The organism is Rhodopirellula islandica (assembly GCF_001027925.1).
GTDB lineage: Bacteria > Planctomycetota > Planctomycetia > Pirellulales > Pirellulaceae > Rhodopirellula > Rhodopirellula islandica.
In genome coordinates this window covers 356,672-376,872 of sequence record NZ_LECT01000007.1, presented here as the reverse complement: position 1 = coordinate 376,872, position 20,201 = coordinate 356,672, and the positions used below count along the sequence as shown (strand labels likewise).

1 protein-coding gene is annotated in these 20,201 nt (G+C 55.5%); it reads right to left on the bottom strand.

Annotated features, from left to right (window positions below):
• Positions 1 to 69 precede the first annotated feature (69 nt).
• Positions 70 to 20,136: a calcium-binding protein gene (locus RISK_RS04210; RefSeq protein ID WP_150122479.1), complete on the bottom strand. Its 20,067-nt coding sequence runs from the start codon at positions 20,134 to 20,136 to the stop codon at positions 70 to 72.
• Between the last annotated feature and the right edge of the window lie 65 nt (positions 20,137 to 20,201).

Here is a 20,201-nt window from a genome sequence, read left to right as displayed (position 1 = left end):
CCCCCATTCACACTGAGCCTCTATACATTTCAAACGGCATTTCTCTTCACTTTCGAAAACCGTTTCGCATCAATAGATTGTCTGCAGATCCTCGTCACCACGACGTGCGTGAGTCGTGTCGATGGACTGACCAAACACCCAATCGGTCCCGCGATCCCCATCGGAATCGTCCACTGCACCGTCGGCAATCTTTGCATCCAACAGATCAGTGACCAAGTTCGCCATTCGGTCGGCAGGAGTCAGCGACGAATTGGACCAATCCCTGAGCAATCGATCCGCAGAGATTTCGTCGATGGCATCGGCGATCAGAAGATCGTCATCAAAGCCTCCGTCGATTCGATCAGCACCATAGCCGCCGACAATGGCGTCGTTGCCTGACTGGCCATTCAGTCGATCATCACCGGCTCCACCATCGAGGAAGTCGTTGCCGGCACCACCACGAAGCTCGTCGTCACCGGCTCCGCCATACAACCGCACCGGAATGGTGAGAGTACGATCGGCAGAGACATCGTCATTCCCATCGCCACCATAGACTTCAACTCGGCTGATGTCAGAGAAGATCTCGCGGGTCCAAGAGCTGCGTCCAGTTCGCGTTCGAACCTCAACCGAATTTGGTTCCAGACGAACGTCTTTCAAACGGATGTCGTTGTCGCCTTCCGTCCCACCAAATATCAAGATGAACTGTCCCGGTGCGTCGTCGTCGGACTTCCGTCGGTGGTTCAGCACTTTCAACGTATGAGTCATCGTGCCCGCACCGTTTTTGGTGTCCACCGTATCCACTTCCACGGTGTAGTCGTCGGCGACGTGCAAGGTGAACACAACGGACTGACCCGCACCGGTCTGCACCAATTCTCCGGAAGAATCCTTGACCTCCCACAGATAGCTGACGATTGCACCATCGGGCAGGGACTCGAATGTTGCCGAGTAGCTGATGGGTTGTCCAGTGACAGCGATGAAGTCTCCATCGAAATCGACGTCCCGTTCGGTCGGTACTGCCGGATCATCCGGATCGCCATTGCCCGGATCATTTTCGTTTCCACCAGAATCAACTTGCCAACCCACCGGGGCGATCGCTCCCGCAGCCGCATCGAGGAAGAGCTGCTTGTTCACGGAAGTCATGTTGTCGAAGCGGAACGCACCCAACTCTTCCTGCGGATCCAACTTCGGATAGTTGCCACCATCATTGCGGATCCAGTTGTTCCCCAGACCATCGGCAAGCGTGTCGAAACCGTTGCCACCCAGGATCGTGTCGTCGCCTTGCTCACCATCGATGTCGTCGGCCCCGACCGCCCCCATCAACATGTCATTGTCATCACCTCCGCGAATGTGATCGCCCTGCAGTGAGACGGTCACTCCATCCAGGCTGGATGATTCTAGGAAAGTACGCATCGAGTCGTCGATGAATTCCAGATGGTAATTCGAACGTCTCAGGGAGGTGAAAGCAGCGGGATCGTCAACCGTGATCGCAGCAACCATCGAGGCATGATCTCCCAGAATGACGTCGCTGCCACCATCGCCTTGGAGCGTGTCTTGCCCCAAGGTCCATTGGCCGCCAATTTGAACGTGACGCGATTCGGGAGCCATCGCATCGGTTGTCGAGGCGGCTTGAGCCTCACGTCCAACGCTGCGATCAAAGCTGGTCGCATGATCCAGTCGATCCAGATTGGCGATTTGATCCAACATGGCTTCAACGTGCTGGTCCAAATCACGCAGTGCATCGTCATCCGCGGGCGTGTCGCGGAGCAGAGGTGACACCAAAACGCCAAAATCGCCACCGATGAAATCGTTGCCTTCACCACCTTCGATGGTGTCGTTGTCGATCGAACGGTCCAAGGTCGGCACGTAAGCGATCCGATCCAGCGATGGCCGCCGAGCGAGCTCCTCAGCGACGTTGATCAGCCGCGACTGGTGACGTTCGTCAAGATCGACTTGCTGCAACCGAAGTTGTTCGAACAGGTTCTGCTCAAGAGCACGCAGTGAGTCAGGGTCCAGTCCAACGGCACCTTGCGAATCGGGGAAGTCGCCCTCTTCGCCGGTGACGTAAGGAGCGATCATCAGTGCATCGCCACCAACCATCGTGTCGCTTCCTGCATCTCCCAAGAGACTGTCATCGCCGAATTTCAATTGGTAGTGCTGAACGTACTGAACGTCGTTGCCAGCGATCACAGGCAACGTCGGTCGCGCGGCTTCTGCATCGTCAAGCAATTGATCAATCAAGTCGAGGTGACCGCGAGAGACCAATTGAATCGCATCGTCCGAGAGGGTCCGGTAAACATCCAGTCGCCGCAACAACTCCGCCGCGTTCTCGGCAACCGTTCCGGAACCAGGAATGGCTTGCGTCGAAGGCAGTTCCACCACCACATTGTCACCAATGATGGTGTCCGCACCGTCGCCACCTTGAAGCGAATCGCTCGCAATGGAGACATCACGTTCAACCACCGGTTGAGCGTTGATCGAATGTTGAACCACACCACGGTCCAAAGAGGCTGACTCCAGGGCATGCATGATGCCCGCGATGGTTGTTTGGACGCGTTCGATGGCTTCATCAACCGGTGCGATTCCGGACTGCAGGTCGCTGTTGACGATCCATTGGTCGCCCACAATCCAATCGTCGCCGCCTTCGCCGGTAATTGCATCCTCTCCACTCAACACATCGGTGTGACCGAGAAAATCGGGTGTCAGCATCACCGAGGCAGACAAACGCAAGTTGTCCATCGTCGAGATTCGGTCGTCGTTTGCCCAGTTGGAAAACGCTGCGTTGATGTCCGTCACGCGGTCCCAGCGAGGTCGCTCCGCCACCAAAGCACCGGGTTCGGCCACAAAGTCAGGAACAATCAAATGCCCCAAGCCTGGCAAATCCAGCTCGATCCCTGATAGCGAATCGTAGCCCGACACGGCCGCAATCAGACGCGTCGCGTCAATCATCTGAGGCAGATCGGTCTCGTAAGGAGCGACGTTGATGCCGTGATCACCGATCAACAGGTCGTCGCCGAGCCCACCACGAAGATCGTCATCGCCACGTTGCCCGAGAACGATGTCGTTGCCATCACCGCCGTCCACCGTGTCGTCGTCCGCGTCGACGAGATCAAGCAGCAACGCAACCGTTTGACTGATGCCTTCCGAGTTCGTGTGCAATTGCCCAGACGGCAGGTGCATGCTGGCCAAGACCACTTGGTCGGCATCCAACAACCGGTCGATCAAATCGGCTGGTGCGTCGATCAGACCGGTTGGCCCGAGCGGAATGATGTCGATCACCCGAGCAATTCGCTCGGTGAGGATGTCGCGATGCCAGACGCCATCGGAATTCAATTGAGGCGTCCCGTCCTCGTTCGTATCTCGGAGAATTTGTCCCGCATCCGCGAGAATGAAGTCGTGCCCGTCATCACCATTGATGGTGTCCGCCCCCAAACCGCCGATCAATTCATCATCGTCCGTTCCGCCGTGAATCAAGTCATTTCCGCGTTGCCCAAGAATCACATCGATTCCAGCGTCGCCAGACAGAATGTCGTTGCCACCAACCAAATCGAGATCGTCAAACGGTTGCAACTCACGCACCACAACGTGGTCAAAGGGAGCCAGGTATGTCGTCCAGGTACCGAGTTCGGTCCCGATCAACTCGCGAGTGATGATGCCGTTGTCACCGAGCAAAGCATCCTCGTCATCACCACCTTCGATGGTGTCGTCACCGTCGCTGCCGAAGGGAACGTTGTGGCCGCCGACCAAATCATCCTGCCCGGCACCACCACGAATGACATCGTCGGCTTGTCCGCCCCAGATGAAATCGTCGCCATCGTCTCCGTCAATCGTGTCGTTCCCACCGCCATCGGTCAGTTCGATGAAGCGGCTGATCACATTGCGATCGGCGGGGCGGGTGAAATCGACTTCACCGTGGTCACCCAAAATCACATCGTGCTCGGAGCCACCCGAGATCACATCTCCATCGGCACCGCCGATCAGAATGTCATTGCCACCTTGTCCCAAAATCGTGTCCACACCCCCAAAGGTCGGATCGGTGGTGATCATTCGCTTGCGAATGCCGCTGGCATCGAACTGGATCTCCCCGTTGTCACCAAAGATCACGTCCTGCGAATCACCGCCTGTGATGAGATCGTCACCACTGCCACCCAACAGGATATTCAGTGCGTCTCCAGCGGTGATCGTATCGTTCCCGCCGATGTCAGCAGTCTGCGTCGCGATGCGAACCCGAAGACCAGTACCGGCATCGAACGTCGCGGTTCCTTCGTCTCCGATGATGATGTCGGGCAAGTTGTCGCTACCGGCTAGCAACTGATCGTCGCCCGCACCGCCAAACAAAATCTTTTCGCCCGCACCTGCGGTGATCCAGTCATCGCTGCCGAAGGTTGGCTCGTTGGTGGAGACCTCAATCAGAATCGCAGCCCCCGAATCGACATCAAAATCAGCCGTGCCACCATCGCCCACGATGATGTCGTTGCCCGATTCCCCAACACCAGCGACTTCGGCTCGATCGTAATTGATGTAGTCCGACTCGAAGCCACCAAAGATGATGTCGTTGTCATCCCCGCCTGAGATCAGATCTTTGCCGCCAGCATCAGGTGATTTCGTCTGCACCAAATCAAGGGCACTGGCAATCACCGTCCCGGTCGCATTCGCATCAAGCGGAGCTCTTTTAATCACACCCGTGTCACCCAAAATGACATCATCACCGGCTTCCCCGAAGACATCGTCGTCGCCGGCACCACCAAAGATCTGGTCCGCTCCAGCACCACCGCTGATCGTGTCCACATCGCCTTCGAGGTCATCCACGGTGATCAAGCGAGTTGGACCGCGAACGATCCCATCGGTCTGATCCTCGGGATAGGTCGAAATCCGATACTCGCTGGTCGCATCAAGCGTCTCGGTGAAATCAGGAGAAATCGACAGCGTGTTTTCGTCGTTCACGGTGATCAATCGCGGGGTCTGCAGGAACCCGGTGCCGTTGTTGATGTCGACCATCAAACCAACCAGCCCAATGTCGAATCCATCAGCCACGGGGAACAACGCATTCCCATCGACAAGATTCCCCGACTCATCAAACCCACCAGTTGCATGACCTGAAACTGGCTGGGGTGCGTGCCCCAAACGAGTCACGATGGTGGATTGCCCATCCCCATCCGCTGCCGTGGAATAGTCCACCCGCCCGCGGTCACCGAACAAAATGTCGTCTCCCGAACCGCCAATCAAGGTGTCACGTCCGAGCCCACCAAACGCCACGACTCCAAGCGTCGAAGCCGACGCATCAACACGGTCGTGACCACCTTGAGCGTTGATCGCGATCGGACCGTCGGCCAGATCCGTGATCGTGTAAGTGTCTTCCGCGTTAGGAAGATCAATCCAGTCTCCTCGCAGAGAGATGGTGTCTTCCGTGTTTCGAATGATGGTGTAGGAGTGGTCTATTCCATCTCCGCTGGTCATCGTCAATTCCATTCCGACCAGCCCATCGTCCACGCCAAACGGGGCTGAAGTATCCACCAAACTGGCAAGCGCCGTCTCCACTGCATTGCTGGCCGAAGAGACCGATCCCGTCACCACGTCGGTGACGCTCTCTGCATTCACATCGATACAGAACCGATCGCCTTCGCGGCCAGTTCCCGGCACGTGGTCGACATCTCCACCGCTACAGGACCAATCGTCTACGAGGCCATGGTCCGGCCAGTAGACATCGTCCCCACCGTTGATGATGGTCCAGGTCTGGAATGTTTCATCCTCTGCGGTCGTCGGATCATCGGCGCGTTTGTGCGTGCCCGACACGTAAAAGTCATTATTGCCGCGTCCCAAGTCGATCTGCAGCACCTCGAGATTCCCGTACTGAACCCCGCCGGGTTGAAGGCGTCCGCCCACGGTGACATCGGGCCCCATGTTGAGTCCCCACAAACGGTCCGCCGTCAGATGCCCGGTGCTGTCCGCAGGACTGTCTTCGTCGTGCACGAACATGTAGTCAACGGAGGTCTGTTCGTTGACGAAGAAGTTCAAACTCTCCGAAGTGATCGCAAACTTTTTGACCAGATCGTCTGACTGAATGAAGAATGACGTGGCATCGGCCGCGATCGATGTCCAATCCGCCTCCACATCAATCGTGATCAAGCCATCGGGATCAGCCACCGCCGATATGATCACAGCGGACGATAGCATTTGACCATCCGCATCATTCAATTCGATGGTCCGTCCGTACAGATCGCCGACGTTCGCAATCCCAAGCCGCAATTGTTCTTGCCGCGAAAGACGTAAATCCACGCTGGAAGTATCAGCACCCGCTTCCAGTGAATCCAAGTCTCCACCAAGGCCAAACCGCTCATTGAGCGTCACCACCACCTGGCCGTCCTGCACGGTCGCTTCGGTGATCAATCGGAATTGTCCGACGACTGGATCACGGGGACTGCCTTCGGTTGCCAAAGGAAAATCCTTCGACCAATTATCGGTTGCTTTGGTCGCGACAACTTCAAACGTTTGTCCCACCAGCGACTGAACGTTGCTCAAATCCGAAGCCAGTCCGGCAGAGAACAACTGTTCGCTAGTCAATGTCTTGAATGTCACCGTCGTTCCGACAATCGATTCAACTTCGCCGGTGGCCGGCTTCACGTTGGTTTCTTGAGGCAAAATCTCAGGGTTGCCCAAACCAGCCAACGAACCATCTCCCCCCGATCCATTGACAATCACAGGCCCCAGAATTCCGCTCAGCGTGTTCGGTCCCGGAGCGAACACCTTGGTATCACCACCGTCGACCAACAGATCGTCGATGACTCGGACGCCAATCCGAACCGGAACGTCCCAGTTTGTTTCGTCAAAGGCGACAATCAGGTTGTTGGCATTGTCAGGATCGACTCGGACTCGTGAGGCATCCAATCCGTCTAGATTGAAAATTTCGACCTGACGAGCATCCGTCCGAACACCTCCGGTACGGGTCGTCTTGGTAACTTCCGGCGTGACAACAGCTTCCACAACGCGACGCCCCGCAGCAACGTCATCCACCGGCGGCGATGTCAGCACCAACTCATAGCGATCCTCACCCCAGGCGAGCGTTCCATTGCTGGTAACCATTCGCTGTTCAGCGTTCCCGGACACGATCAAAGTCAGCTCGCTCGTTTCATCTGGAACGGTTTCCCAGACGGTGTCCAAGGTGATCTGATTGCCTTCGTTCGCGATGATCGTGGCAGTTTGCCCCACGCCCGTCCCATCACTCACAGTGACCGTCTCGCCCACAACGTCACTGGTTGGAATCGCATCTCCATCCAGTTCAAGCACCATGAATGGAGTTGCTCCCTCCACCACATCAGTCGAACCACCAGTTTCTCGAACCAAAACGGTCGGCGCGTCCGCATCGCTGATACGCACCAGAACTGGGTGAGTGAAGGCGTCGCCAAATCCAGGATCCACGTAGTTGTAAGAGATCGCCAAATCACTGCCAGAAACTTTGATGACTTCTTCTCCCGCGAAGAAGACAATCTTGTTGCTGACAATTGCATAGACGGGTTTGGACTCGGTTCCCGCAGGAACGGCGTCGTCTTTCAGTTGGAGATTTTGACCTTTGTACTCAACGCTGGTGACTCCTGTGGGACGTTCACTCAGACCGACCCATTCCACTGCGGCGGTGTCGGGAATATTGAACTGGTCCACTTTGCTGAGTTCTTGATCCTCATCCTTGGAACCCAGTTCCAAACCGATCTGGCTGACATGGAACCCTTCGCGGATTTGATCCACCAATCCAATGATCATCACCTCTTGAACGACGTCCCAATTGCCAGGGGTGAAAACCAAGGAGTTGGAAGCGATGGAATGACCGTCGGTGGTTTGCAAACTCAGTTGAACATCGTCGTAGACCAACCGCATCGTCACATCGAAACTGGGCTGACGAGTCAACTTCAAACGCAGCACATCACGCTCGCCGAGTTGATCTCCGTCACCGCCTTCGATCACAGCGGTCACGGTGTCCTCACCTAAAATGCCATCGGTGGACTCGGAGAGATCCAGGCCATGCGTTTCGTCGACCACGATGCCAGCTTCGTCGTTGTCGTTGACTTCCACACTGACGCTCGAAACGGCCAAACCATCGAATCGAGCGATCCGATACACGCTCTCTCCCGCAACAGGATCCGTCCGCCAATCGCCATTCAAAATCAAGGTCTTCGCGTCGATCGCATCCAAGATCAATCGGCGTTGACCAGCCCCAGGGCCGCCCACAATTTCAATGGTCGCGCCGCGAAGACCTTCGGCACCAAACTCAACCGCAGTGAAATCGGCATCGCTGTCAACGAACGTCGTTCGCGTGTCCAACTCGGCGGGGAAGGATGGATCGGCCGGCAAGCCAACCGGCGACTCATCGAAACCTGAAACTCGTCCGACCAACGAGTCGTCGACGGCGATTTGATAGCGACTGTCCAACGCCGGCGGGTTCGTCAGACTCCATCCACGATCCAGAGTAAATCGGACATCGTCGCCTATCCCAGGCACCAAGTTGCTATTCACAACATCGATATGGAATTGCAAATCGAATGAGACACTGGATTTGAATTCGTAGTAGTCATCCAGGTTGTTGACTGAATCCGACGGATTCAGTCCGAGTTCCAAACGTCCGTCCGTCAGTGCAGCCTGCAATTGCGACTGAGTGAGAGGAATCGAGGCTTGTACGAAACTGTATTGGCGACCGGAATAGTCGTTGAACAAGACGTCCAACTGCGAGCCATCCAGAGTCACTTCGATGGTTTCACTGTTGTAGTCCAAATCAGCAACGAAACGCAGATTCAACATACCGCCGGTCGTTGGCGTCACCGATTCCCCACCGGTGCTCAATTGCAATGCAAACGTTTTCGGATTCGACCGATCAATCTCGACTGCACTGGATGCAAACGTGACAACTTGATCGGCACCGGTGATGAACCGGCTTTGTCCCACCCCGGATCCATCAATGATCGTGATCTGGCGGCCAAGAAAATCTTTTGGCTCTTCGATCAACGGGTTCGTCGGATCACTGGGATCGTTGACCGTGAAGGTGGTATTGCGAATGTCGACCGGATGCCCAGCTTCAGTCGATTCAGCCAAGACGATTGAATAGTTGCTGGACGTGTCCGGCAAATGAGCTCCGGCCAACCAAGAGCGATCGACTGTCAACTGCATCTTTCCGCCGACCAATCGAACATCGGTGATTCGACGTGTCTGAGTGGTCAGCCCATCCGATAAAGTGACCGTGATGGTTTCCCCAACGAATTCGTGGGACGGTAAACTGGTCTCAATCGTGATCGTCGGTGAATCGCTGAGCACCAGTGGAGTCCCCACGATGGTCGTTGCGGTCGACGACACGATGTGGTTGATCACGGCGGACTGTCTTCCTTCGAAAGCAGCGTCGTCATAGGAGAACGTGTCGGACTCTGACAACTCATCACGAGTGAACAATCGCCCCGTATCCAACTGAACTTCATCATCCGCAAGAATGTCGACCCTTTGTGGGATGAACCAGTTCTCAGACGTGAACGTCAACGTGACAGCGGATCCGTCCGCCTTTTTCTCTGATCCTGGCGCCACACTGCTCAGACGAAACGCCAATGCACCCAGTTCGCGTCCCGCGGTGCTTGGAAGCGGAGCGAGGGCCTGGACCAAAACATCAAAACCGCTCATGGGAGTCTGCGTGAGCACGACCTCGTAGAAGTCGACCACGCTTGCATCCACCGCCCCCGTTTCACCAACGATCGTGGAGCCATTGGATGTTCGAATGACAACAAAGGGCTCTTCGTTATCCGCCACGTTGGACGACACGCCATGCAGCTTCAGATCTTCATAGCGAAGGTCACTGCTGTATGACATGTTGTTGGTGACGATGCCGCTGTGGCCCTTCAGGTCGTTGCTGACGACCGGAGGTGTGTCGCCGGACAAGTTGAAGGTGTCATCGCCCAAACCACCAAACAGTTCTGTCAAGAACTTCTCGCTGGTGCTTTTAACGTAAAAGCGATCGTTGCCTTCCGCCGCGTCGACACGCAACGATTCAATGTTCGTGAAGTCGATCGTCAGCCCCGCGCCGTAGACACCGTCTTCCGTGATCACAAAGTCGTCACCGAATTCAGTGCCGATGACTGTCAGCGTGTCGAATCCATCGCCACCGTCGATGTTGACCGGAGCGTTGACGGCATACTGAACCAAGTCGGCACCTGCACCGCCTGTGATGTCTGTGCGAGCACGCTCGGGTTCTCGCGATCCGACCAACGCAAACGCGCGAACTTCGAATCCATCGTCGCCTTCGTTCCCGTTCAACGTCAAAACCGCTTGGTTATGAAAAACGACGAAGTGATCGTCGCCCAAACCACCGCTGATGGTCATCGGCTGGCTGATTCCGTTGGACAAGAAACCACGCGTCGTTTCGATTGTCGCGAAAACGTCATCCACTGAGACATTCGCGTCCACTTCGGTGCGTTGCGAACGGAACAATTGCCCGACTTGGAAGGCATCGTCACCATCGCCACCGTCGATCGTGACTTCCGCCGCCGTGTCATCGACTGCGAATTGATCGTCGCCCATGCCGCCCTGAACGAGGATCCGTTCGACACCTAGATAGTTGACTCTTTGGACCGATGGGTTGTACGCAGCCTCATCCGAGGAATGACCAGGATCCGTCAGAACAGCCACAAACGCGTTCGTCCCGCTAACGCTCGCCCGCAACAAGAACTGGTCGGGATCGATTGTCCCAATGGCGTCAAACACATCCACACCCGACATGCCTGTGTCGAGAATGGAAAGCAGCGAGTTCACTTTCCCACGAGCGAAGTAGACCTTGAAGGTATCATCGCCTTCCTGCCCATCGAGGTGGTCGTTTCCATCGCGTGAGTACACGAGGTCGTCGCCATCACCACCGTACACTTGGTCGCTGCCAAGTCCACCGTCCAACAAGTCGTCGGCCGCGCCACCTTGCAGTGAGTCATTGTGATGCTGGCCATACAACGAATCGATGTCCGCTCCGCCATCCAAGGAGTCATTGCCCAGCCCACCGAACAAGACGTCTTCCCCAGCCTCACCATACAGGGCATCTCTTCCGGGCCCGCCTTCCAGTCGGTCATCTTTGGCACCACCAACAATCGTGTCGTGCCCAATGTTCCCCAACAGAAAATCGATTCCATCGTCGCCGTGCAGTGTGTCATTGCCCTGTCCGCCGTCGATCAAGTCATCGCCATCGCCGCCATGCAAATCATCGTCGTCACGCCAACCACGAATGACATCGATCCCGGGACCGCCATAGATCGTGTCTCTTCCGTCACCACCAAACAACCAATCCAAACCTCCAGTGGCGCCAACTTTCAGATCACCCCAGATCGAATCATCGCCGAGACGTCCATCGATGGAATCATTTCCCAATCCACCGACCAGCTCATCCGGACCACTGCCGCCGAACATCACATCGTCGCCTTCTCCACCATCGAAGGACACCTGACGAGTCACTTCGGGACGAACGAAAAGCAGGTCATTTCCCGTGCCAGCGGAGGCTTCAATCAGAGAGACGCTGGACGCATGGAATCGTTCGGATTGCGAACCAAATCCCGAGACGACAATCTCATTGGTCCGTGGGTTGTAACCGACATAAATTGCTTCGTTCACATTGCCAGTTCGATACCCACGCGTCGCCGCATCGGATTCGCCCACGTGCAGCCGCAAGGTTCCACCCGACAGGGTCGCCAAATTAGGCGACGCAAACGACTTGCTCTCCAGAGGGATATTGAATCCGATCGTGAAGATGTTCACACGAACGTCAATGATCGTGATGAACAGAGCTTTGATCTTCAAAAACGCATCGCCGCGAACTTCGATTCGCACACTCTTGTCAAACGCATTCTCAGAATTCGCAAATGTCAGCAGACCGTTTTCATCCACGGCGGATTCGGTCAAGACATCGAATTCGCTGGCTCGAATTCGTCCATCCCCATTGGGATCGTGAAAGTTGAGATCTTGTCCGGTATGAAATGACAACTCCACACCGACTTTGAGATTCCCGAGTCCGGTTCCAAATTTACGGAACACTCCCACGCCAATTCCGCCAAGAATCCGAGATTGCGGAACATCGGTCAGTCCATAACTGGTCCCAACAGGCCCGCTTTCATTGCCACCAATGAGAGATGGATTCAGATCGACGCCGTCAGTATCGTCGAAGTAAAATCCTTCGATGATCGCATCCGGGTTCCCCGAGTCTCGGTAGAGTTCGAGGCCGGTAGTGTCGACCGCAACGCCATAGTCCATGCGTGCTTCGAATGAGACGGACACAAACGGAGTGGGAGATCCGCTGCTCACCACGTCACAGATTCCGGAACTGGCAAACGCAGAACCAAACGGCACTTCACAGAAGAACGTTTTCTTGTCCAATGGGAAGTCTTGATAGAGCGTGAACTGCAATTCGGGCGTGCTGTAGTGCAGCAGATTGCTTTCCGCCGCCGACTTGCCGTCAAACGTGGTGTCACCGATGAGCAACCCGAATGCCTGATTCAAAATGGGCAACTCAATGGGGTCGAATCCCTTCAGGGCACTGTCGATCGGAGAAAAGACTTCTCGGGTCACTCCGCCCAGCAAGTCAAAACCGTATCCAATTCCGCGACCTGGTAACGTCTGCGTCATCAGGAAGCTGGCCGCAGCCTGCTGAGCAGACGCAAGCGGATCGTTGAGGACCGCGTTGATCTGGCCCTTGATGGATCCTGAGTAGTCTCCCACCGCGTTCTGCACACGAACATTGGGGTTTGCTGACGATGGGACCGTCTCTTCCGCCACGAATGACGAACTCACGGTCAACTCAGTCTCGGAAACCGAAGAGACAGTGTACGTTCCAACGTTGGTGCCACCATCGATTCGAATGGTTTGTCCAGCTTGAAATCCATCACGGATCCACGTCGACGCGTTGATCACCAATCGTGGAACGGAGATCGATGTCCCGACCAGATTGAATCCATCTCGCGAAATCTGAGCCGTCGTCCCGGAGACAAGCCCTACCGTGTAACTGCCGTTGAAGACGGCATTGGCCCCGGTCAGATTTTGGATCGTGAGAGTGAATCCTTCTTCTACGCCATAGGTCGACCAAGGCACGCTGCTAGTCAGTGTTGATCCAGTGACCGCAGAGTACCCCCAACTAACAGTCTGACCAGTCAACACAAGGTTTCGACGCTCGATCGAGTTTTCACTCATGGAGAAGGCGAGCTCGGGGCTTCCGCTCAATCGCAACGGAGCATCCCCAAAGTCACCTTTCAATCGTTCCGCGTTGCTGGACTCATCGTAGATGGTTTCGACGGTCGCGTTTCGGCTCATCGCCTCACTGACACTGACATCAAAACGCCCCATGTCGATCCAGTGCTGGCCCGTCAATTCACTGATCGCGGTCAGCGTTCTCTTCGAATCAGCAAAACCAATTAGGTCCAAGTAGTTTGTGAATCCCGTGTGTGACGGTGTGCCACCGTCCACCAACTTTCGAATCACATCGGCGGCCCCCGCAAAATCGCCTGCCTCACTGCGTCCACCAAAAATGCCGGGGGCCGACGCATAAGACGTCCGTCCAAACAAGGCGGACAAAATCGGCATCGCTTCACTGGTCAGGAAATCGATGACTCCGTCCATGGGCTCCAATGCGGCCCGAAAACGCGTCAAAGACGGGCCCAAAAAATCACGCACAAAACCGACCAATTCAAACTGAACGTCGTTGAACGCGATCTCGTCTGGAGTCCCCTTGGTCAACAACGAATCGCTCAGGTCCCAGTCCCAGTTGGTCACGTCTAACTGAGCTCGGAATGGTGGGAACGCTGCCGTGCGAGGCAAATTGGTTTCCAGTTGAAGCGAAATATCGTTGAGAACAATCTCTTGCCCAACTCCAGTGCCCTCCGTCAGTGTGAGAAGTCCCGACAACGGAGCCGTAGTGAATCCGTTTCGTGGTGCGACGGGGAATTCAGGTTGCGAATCCAGATCGTTGACCGACAAACGTGTCTGGCTCCCGCTCTCGTTAGGACCATGCAAATCAAAGACAAACGTCCCGGTGAACTCCGACTGGTCAGGCGTCGCATCCCAAACGCGATAGGGAAGCACACCCATCTCCGCATCGAAACCATGTTGTTGATTGGAACGGATCCGAACGCCAGCGACTCCACTCGCATTGGTGGTCGGGCCTCCTTCCAATGTCAACGTTCGACCCACGGCATCGATCGCCGAAATGATCCACGATCCATCATTCGATCCGGCATTGTCGACAATGATCGTGTCACCCACTCGAAAACCGTCCTCCAACCAGCTACCGGCACCACGCGCGATGGTCTGTTGGCTAGCATTGAAATCGACGGCGTTTCCGCCAGTCATCGAAACCGTCGAAACCTGCACCTGGATATCCGTCGTGGGGCCCTCGGGAACGACGCGATCATCTGTCAGGCTGGAAGCGGCAAGAGCTTCATCGGTGGCGGCCAGCGTCAGTTCGGTACCCAACGCATCGATCGCAGTGATCACGAACCGACCGTCGTTGTTTGCCGGGTTGTCACTGCCTTCGACTTCGATGATTTGCCCGACCTTGAATCCGTCAAAGATCCAACTGCCTTGGTCTCTCGAAATTTTGGGCTGGGTCGAATCGGTGTTGAAGAATGACAGCGAGGCTTCACCGGACAAACTCGCCACGTGACTGGGCAAGGAAATGTCCAAACTGATTTCCACCTCGTTGTCAGAGGCGACGTCGAGGTAGACACCATCCAGAACACTCACGCCGACGATCAGCGGCATTTTGAAGCCAAACTTCACATCCGCGAGGGCTTCGGTCGTCAGCCCCACACCAGGCAACAACAAATCCAAATCGATTGGGAACTGCAGACTCTCCGGAGTCATCTCCAAATCCATTCGATACTCGACACCGGTCACCAATTCGCGGCCACTGGCGGTCACAATCGTTTCGCGAGTCACTCCCACATCGTCGATGTTGACAAACGTGTCTGGATTGGAGCGCAGGGTACTGTCTTGCAGCCATCCAAACCCACCCGGTCCAAACGCATCAAACAATGCCACATGAACGGAGTCCATTGTGATGCCAGATTTTGGAAGCAGATCCAGGTTGGCATAGACCGACTCACCGATTTGATCCAGAAAGTTCGCCGCCTCCGCCAGTTGTTTGCCGACCAGCGGGAGGTCTTGCCCCAACAACGCGGTGTCAAACACATCGTCCAATCCACGAAACAAACGCTGAACCCCGAGTTTGAAACCTTCCATGGAATCGGTCAGCGAAAAGTTCTGGGTCAGCGTTTCAAACGTCGCCCATTCGCCTGGATTCCCGGACATGTTCGTCGTCAGGGTCGAACTTCGGCTCGGATTGTCCGCTGCGATGTCGTTTAGATTGGTGACCTCGACCGTGATGTTGGGAGTCAAATGAGTAGGAGCGTCTTGCGGGATCACAGATTCCGGAAGCACGAGTCCGAAACTCCCCTTGGCTTCTCCTGCGACATCAATCTTCGTGATGACAGGGAGAGCGGCCCCCTCCAACGCCGTCGCTGCGTCGACATCGCTTTTCAACTTCACTTCATAGGTCGCGGAATCAGACGTGCCGACAACACCGTCCCGATTCAACACAAATTGACCACCAAAGACTCCGACCGCCATGCTTCCCAGCACGGCGGGGAAGTTCATGGACTCGGCCGATGACGCTTTGACATGGAACTCAGCTCGAGTTCCCTCATCAGCATCGGGATCCGAAACCAACTTGGTGGCTGGAGCATCCGGATTCGTCAAATCCATGCCGACAACAACATGCATCTCACCATCCGCGACCACATCCAACAGACTGGTTCCCGACGAGTCAACAATTGCAGCGACCTGCCGCAGCCCCAAGGCCTGCAGGTTATCGCCAGCCGCATTCAGATCGTCACCCAACGAAGTCAGATTCAGAGTCAACGGGAGCGAAGGATTGATCTGCTCCAGCAAGTAGTGCAAATCAAACAGGAACTGCGACGTCGCCTTCTCAAAACTCAAGGAAGTTGCCATCGCTCCTGCGAGTGTGTTCGTCGTTTTCTGCGTGGTGTCATTCAGCGCGGCATGAAGTTGCTGCAACGTCGCGATGGGCAAGTCGCGGATCTCGTCCAGTCTTTTCTCAAAGTTCTCACCAAACCCCAACATCGAGCCCACCGACTTGGGCAAACCTGGCAGCGACTTCCCCAGTTTCGACTGCGTCTGCAACTCAAAGAGATAGTCGCTCACGGATTCGAGAGTGCTCAAGAAGTCGTCCATCGTGACGGATGCCAACGATTGCAGCAGGGCACGAACATCATCGTCGCTGCTCATCGTCGGAATCAACACTTCGTCGCCCGACTGGACGTCGAAAATGTTGGCGACAGACACATCGAACGAGGTGGTTCCCGTGGCACCGTCAATGGCCACCCTCGGGTCCGATCCGACTTGCATAGAAAGATCAAAGGCGGAGGTCGAAACGATGTTGCCATCCTGAAGCAGCATCGAATACGGATCTTCCAATCCCGAGTTCAAACGGTCCAATGTCTTCCCACGAAGAGTCAATTCCGTTTGAAAGCTGGCTGCATTCACAGACACCGCGGAAACCGCCACTTCCAAGGGACCGTAGATCCCTGTGCCCGCACCCTGCGTGCCTTCGTCGAGATCCATGGAAATCTGCAGGTGCGGCTCGGATACTTGCATCAACTGCAATCGTCGGCTGGACGTATCCCCATGCAGCGGAGCCCCACCGACCGTCCGCTCGGAACCATCAACGCGTTGGTCATTGGTCAGACCAAGGCCAAACGCCGCGGCCGATCGATTCGCCGCGTTGACGAACAACCCGTTGTTGACTTGAAAGATCGACGTCGCATCCGGCTGGACGTCCCATTTTTCGGTCAGTGTCAGCACATCATTGGTGTTGGACTGGATCGTGCGTGTTTGCCCCTCGCCCGCCCCACCCGTGATCGTGACTGTTCGGAACGAAAGCGTTTTACCGGTGAACGTGCCTGTCGCGTGAAGCTGATCTTCGGTCGTGTTCGTTTCGGCGTTTCCCGTGATCTCACTTCCGATCGTGGTTTGATCCACGATTTCAATTCCAGCACCGACCAATCGAACGTCGAAGTCCCAACTGGCGCCGGCGTTGTCGGGATCGGGCAGTGTTAATCCCGCGGTCTCTGCCGCGTCGGTGATCCTGCTCACCAAGTCACCGAGTGTCCCCACCGTATTTTCAAACAGGATGGCATCCTTGCCGTCCACTTCGATCGAAACGGATGTTCCGAAGACCAAGGCATCTGCGACCCGCCCACTCACTGCAAAGGACGATGCGCCGGTTGTCTTGTCCAGCAATCGCAGGCTTGACCGAGCAGCATCAATCGTTGCTGTGAACTGCTCGCTCGTCACGCCAGCGTCCAATGCGGATGCGTTGATCAGCTCGAACAACTCTGCCAACGTCCCCGCAACATTCCCGGTGGAATCCACCGTTTCAGCCAGATCCACTTCAAAATGGCTGCCATCGTTCAGGATCACACTCAGGTCACTCCCGCTGCCGTCAACGATCCCAAAGTCAGAAAGGGAACGAATCCCAAGTCCCAGATCCAAGTCGACCGAAAACGTTGTTCCGTCGCCAACACGAATGTCTAAATCGGCAAGAAAACCATCGATGTCCTGGCTGACCGACACGCCTCTTCCGCCGTTGAGTTCCGCCAACGGAGTTGTCCGTTCCACGTCGCTTCCGACTTCCGTCAAAAGCAAATCAAAAGGGAACTGCATTTGGACTCGAGCATTCGAGACGTCAATCGTTCCCGCTGACAGATCGATCTGTTTCAGTTCTCCCAGGTCGATCAACGACATGGCGTTTCCATTTTGATCCGCAATCGATTGATCGATCACGACTTCAAAAGAAAGCGTCGGGCCACCGCTCGCATCCGCATCGTACGCGAGTCCAGTCACAACGCCCGCCGTCAGATCATTCGCAAGTTTCGCAAACGATTGAATCGATGTAAAAGCGGGACCGTTGACCGGAGCAACGTCGATCACCCACTCATCGCTCGCGTCCCCGGTGACGTCTCGCTCGACCGCAACCGCGTCCAAACCGAGGTTCCCGACCACCGCATAGTCTTCACCCTCGGAATCCGTTTCAGCAGAGAACTCAAACTTGTGATCTCCTGACGTGAGGTCGGCAAGCGTCAGTCCTCGCTTCGGATCTTGGACCACGACCAACTTGCTTGAATCGTTGACGGCATGAACGATTAACTGAACCACCGCCCCCAGCGTCGTCGGATTCCCAAAGTCCAAATCGATATGATACTTGTCGCCATTTCGAAGTTGCAGAACGAGGTCGGAATCGCCGTCTCCACTGGTTCCGAGCGGGTCCCCACCGTTGACCGCTAAAATCGAAGTCGCCGATGTGTGCTGCGGAAGTCGAGTGGGTTCAACAACCAAATTCTCGTAGACGCCTGACACATCGACCAAGTCCGCCACCGTGAGACTCTCGGTCAGCGGCACGACGTTCGAGTCGAGTGTTTTTGCCGATAGAGTTTCCAAGAAGATCGAAAACTGTTCGGCCATCTGCAGCAGAGTGGTCGCATCGGATTGGAAGAACGGTTCAAACTCCGAAGTCGTCAAGTCTTCCGACAAAACTGGATCGGCTTCGCTGTAAAGATCGTCACTCCACTGAATGTGAACCGCTTCGCTCTCGGAAATCCCGCTGATCCCCGTCGCCACGGCATACAGATCGACGTCCAATTGAGCCGATGGGTTCGCATCATCGGAGAGCAATTCCATTCGATCGGAACTTTGCAATTCAATGGTCTGGACAACTCCATCGCTGGCCCCTCCGTTCTTCCCATCCAGCGAAGACAATTCGCTCAGCGGGAGCGTCGTTTCGAAATCAAATTGCAACGAACTCGACGCCGACGCTGGGCCATGCTTCCCAACTTCCAATCCCAACAACCCCGCGTTGAGCTTGAAGTCGGCGTCAATGTCACCAATGGTTGCCGTGACCCGGACATCATCGGTGAAGTCAACGAAAAAGTATGGGACGGATGAGACATCCCAGCCGATCGACAAATCCCACGTGAATCCAGTTGTCAGGTTGGCTTTCAGCTCGTCAACACCGAGACTATTCTCGAGGGTCCCGTCCATATTCAGCAAAGAATCCGGCAACGACAAGTCAACACTCGAGTGCACCAATTCAGCAGTGATTTCCAGTGCCAAGGTCTCTCGCTCAGACTTCCCAATGATCTCCGCGTCAATCTCCCAATTCAGCAAGGCGTCTCCCAACTGGCTACTTGCCTTCACCGACTGCAGTTCCTCCAGCAATCCCCAAACATTGATTTCCGGTGAACCTCCGGACGAGAAATAGCTGGCCACCGGATTCGCGATCTTTTCGCGAAAGATCTCGCCGATCGGCAAGAAACTGCCCACCGACTTTTGATTCAACACACTTTGATTCTCTAGCAAACGATCGTGGGTGACGAGTTCGTCACCCAGGCTTGCCAGTTCCTCCAAGCCCTCGTTGATGGCCGTCAACGCACTTGACCAGGAAAGTGAATTCGGCGTCATCGTGTACGCATTGGCGTTTGGAATCGTCGCCGTGCTCGCGCCGCCATCGACTTCAACCGTCGCGGTCCCGCCAGACAAACTGGTCGTCCATGGCGATGTCAAATGTGTCAAATCAATGGCACCACCGGTGTCATTCACCGCGACAGTTCCAAATAAATCTTTCAAGACATATCCATCCGTCCCCGCTTCTCCATCAAGCTGGATCAGATACCCCGAAAGATCACCGACGGTGAACACGTTGTCTTTTGCCCCGCCACGGATTTCCACGCCCGAAATCGAACCGGTCCCCACGACGACTTTTTTCTCGTCGACGCTCATGTCGTACAGAGCAGGATCGTCCTCACTGATGAACGTGTTGCTACTGATCTGAAATGATTCGGTTCCGTGAAAATCGACCAACTGAAGATGATACTGATTGTGCACATCGTCATCTCCCACCGCGAGCAACGTGTTCCCGGACAGAGAAACATCACTGGCGAGCAAACGGCGGTCTTCCAAGGATTCCAAACGAGCCCGACGCCGTCGATTCAGAGCACGTCGAGTACGGACCTTGCGTTCGCTGTCGTCTCGCCCCCTCTTCGAAGCTCGGTTGGATCGTTGACGGAGTTGTTTCAGAAGGTGTTCGATATTCAAGGTTGCTCTCCAAATCCATTTGGCTCCCCCCAAAGCGATGCAGTGGAACCATGCACTGGGGATGA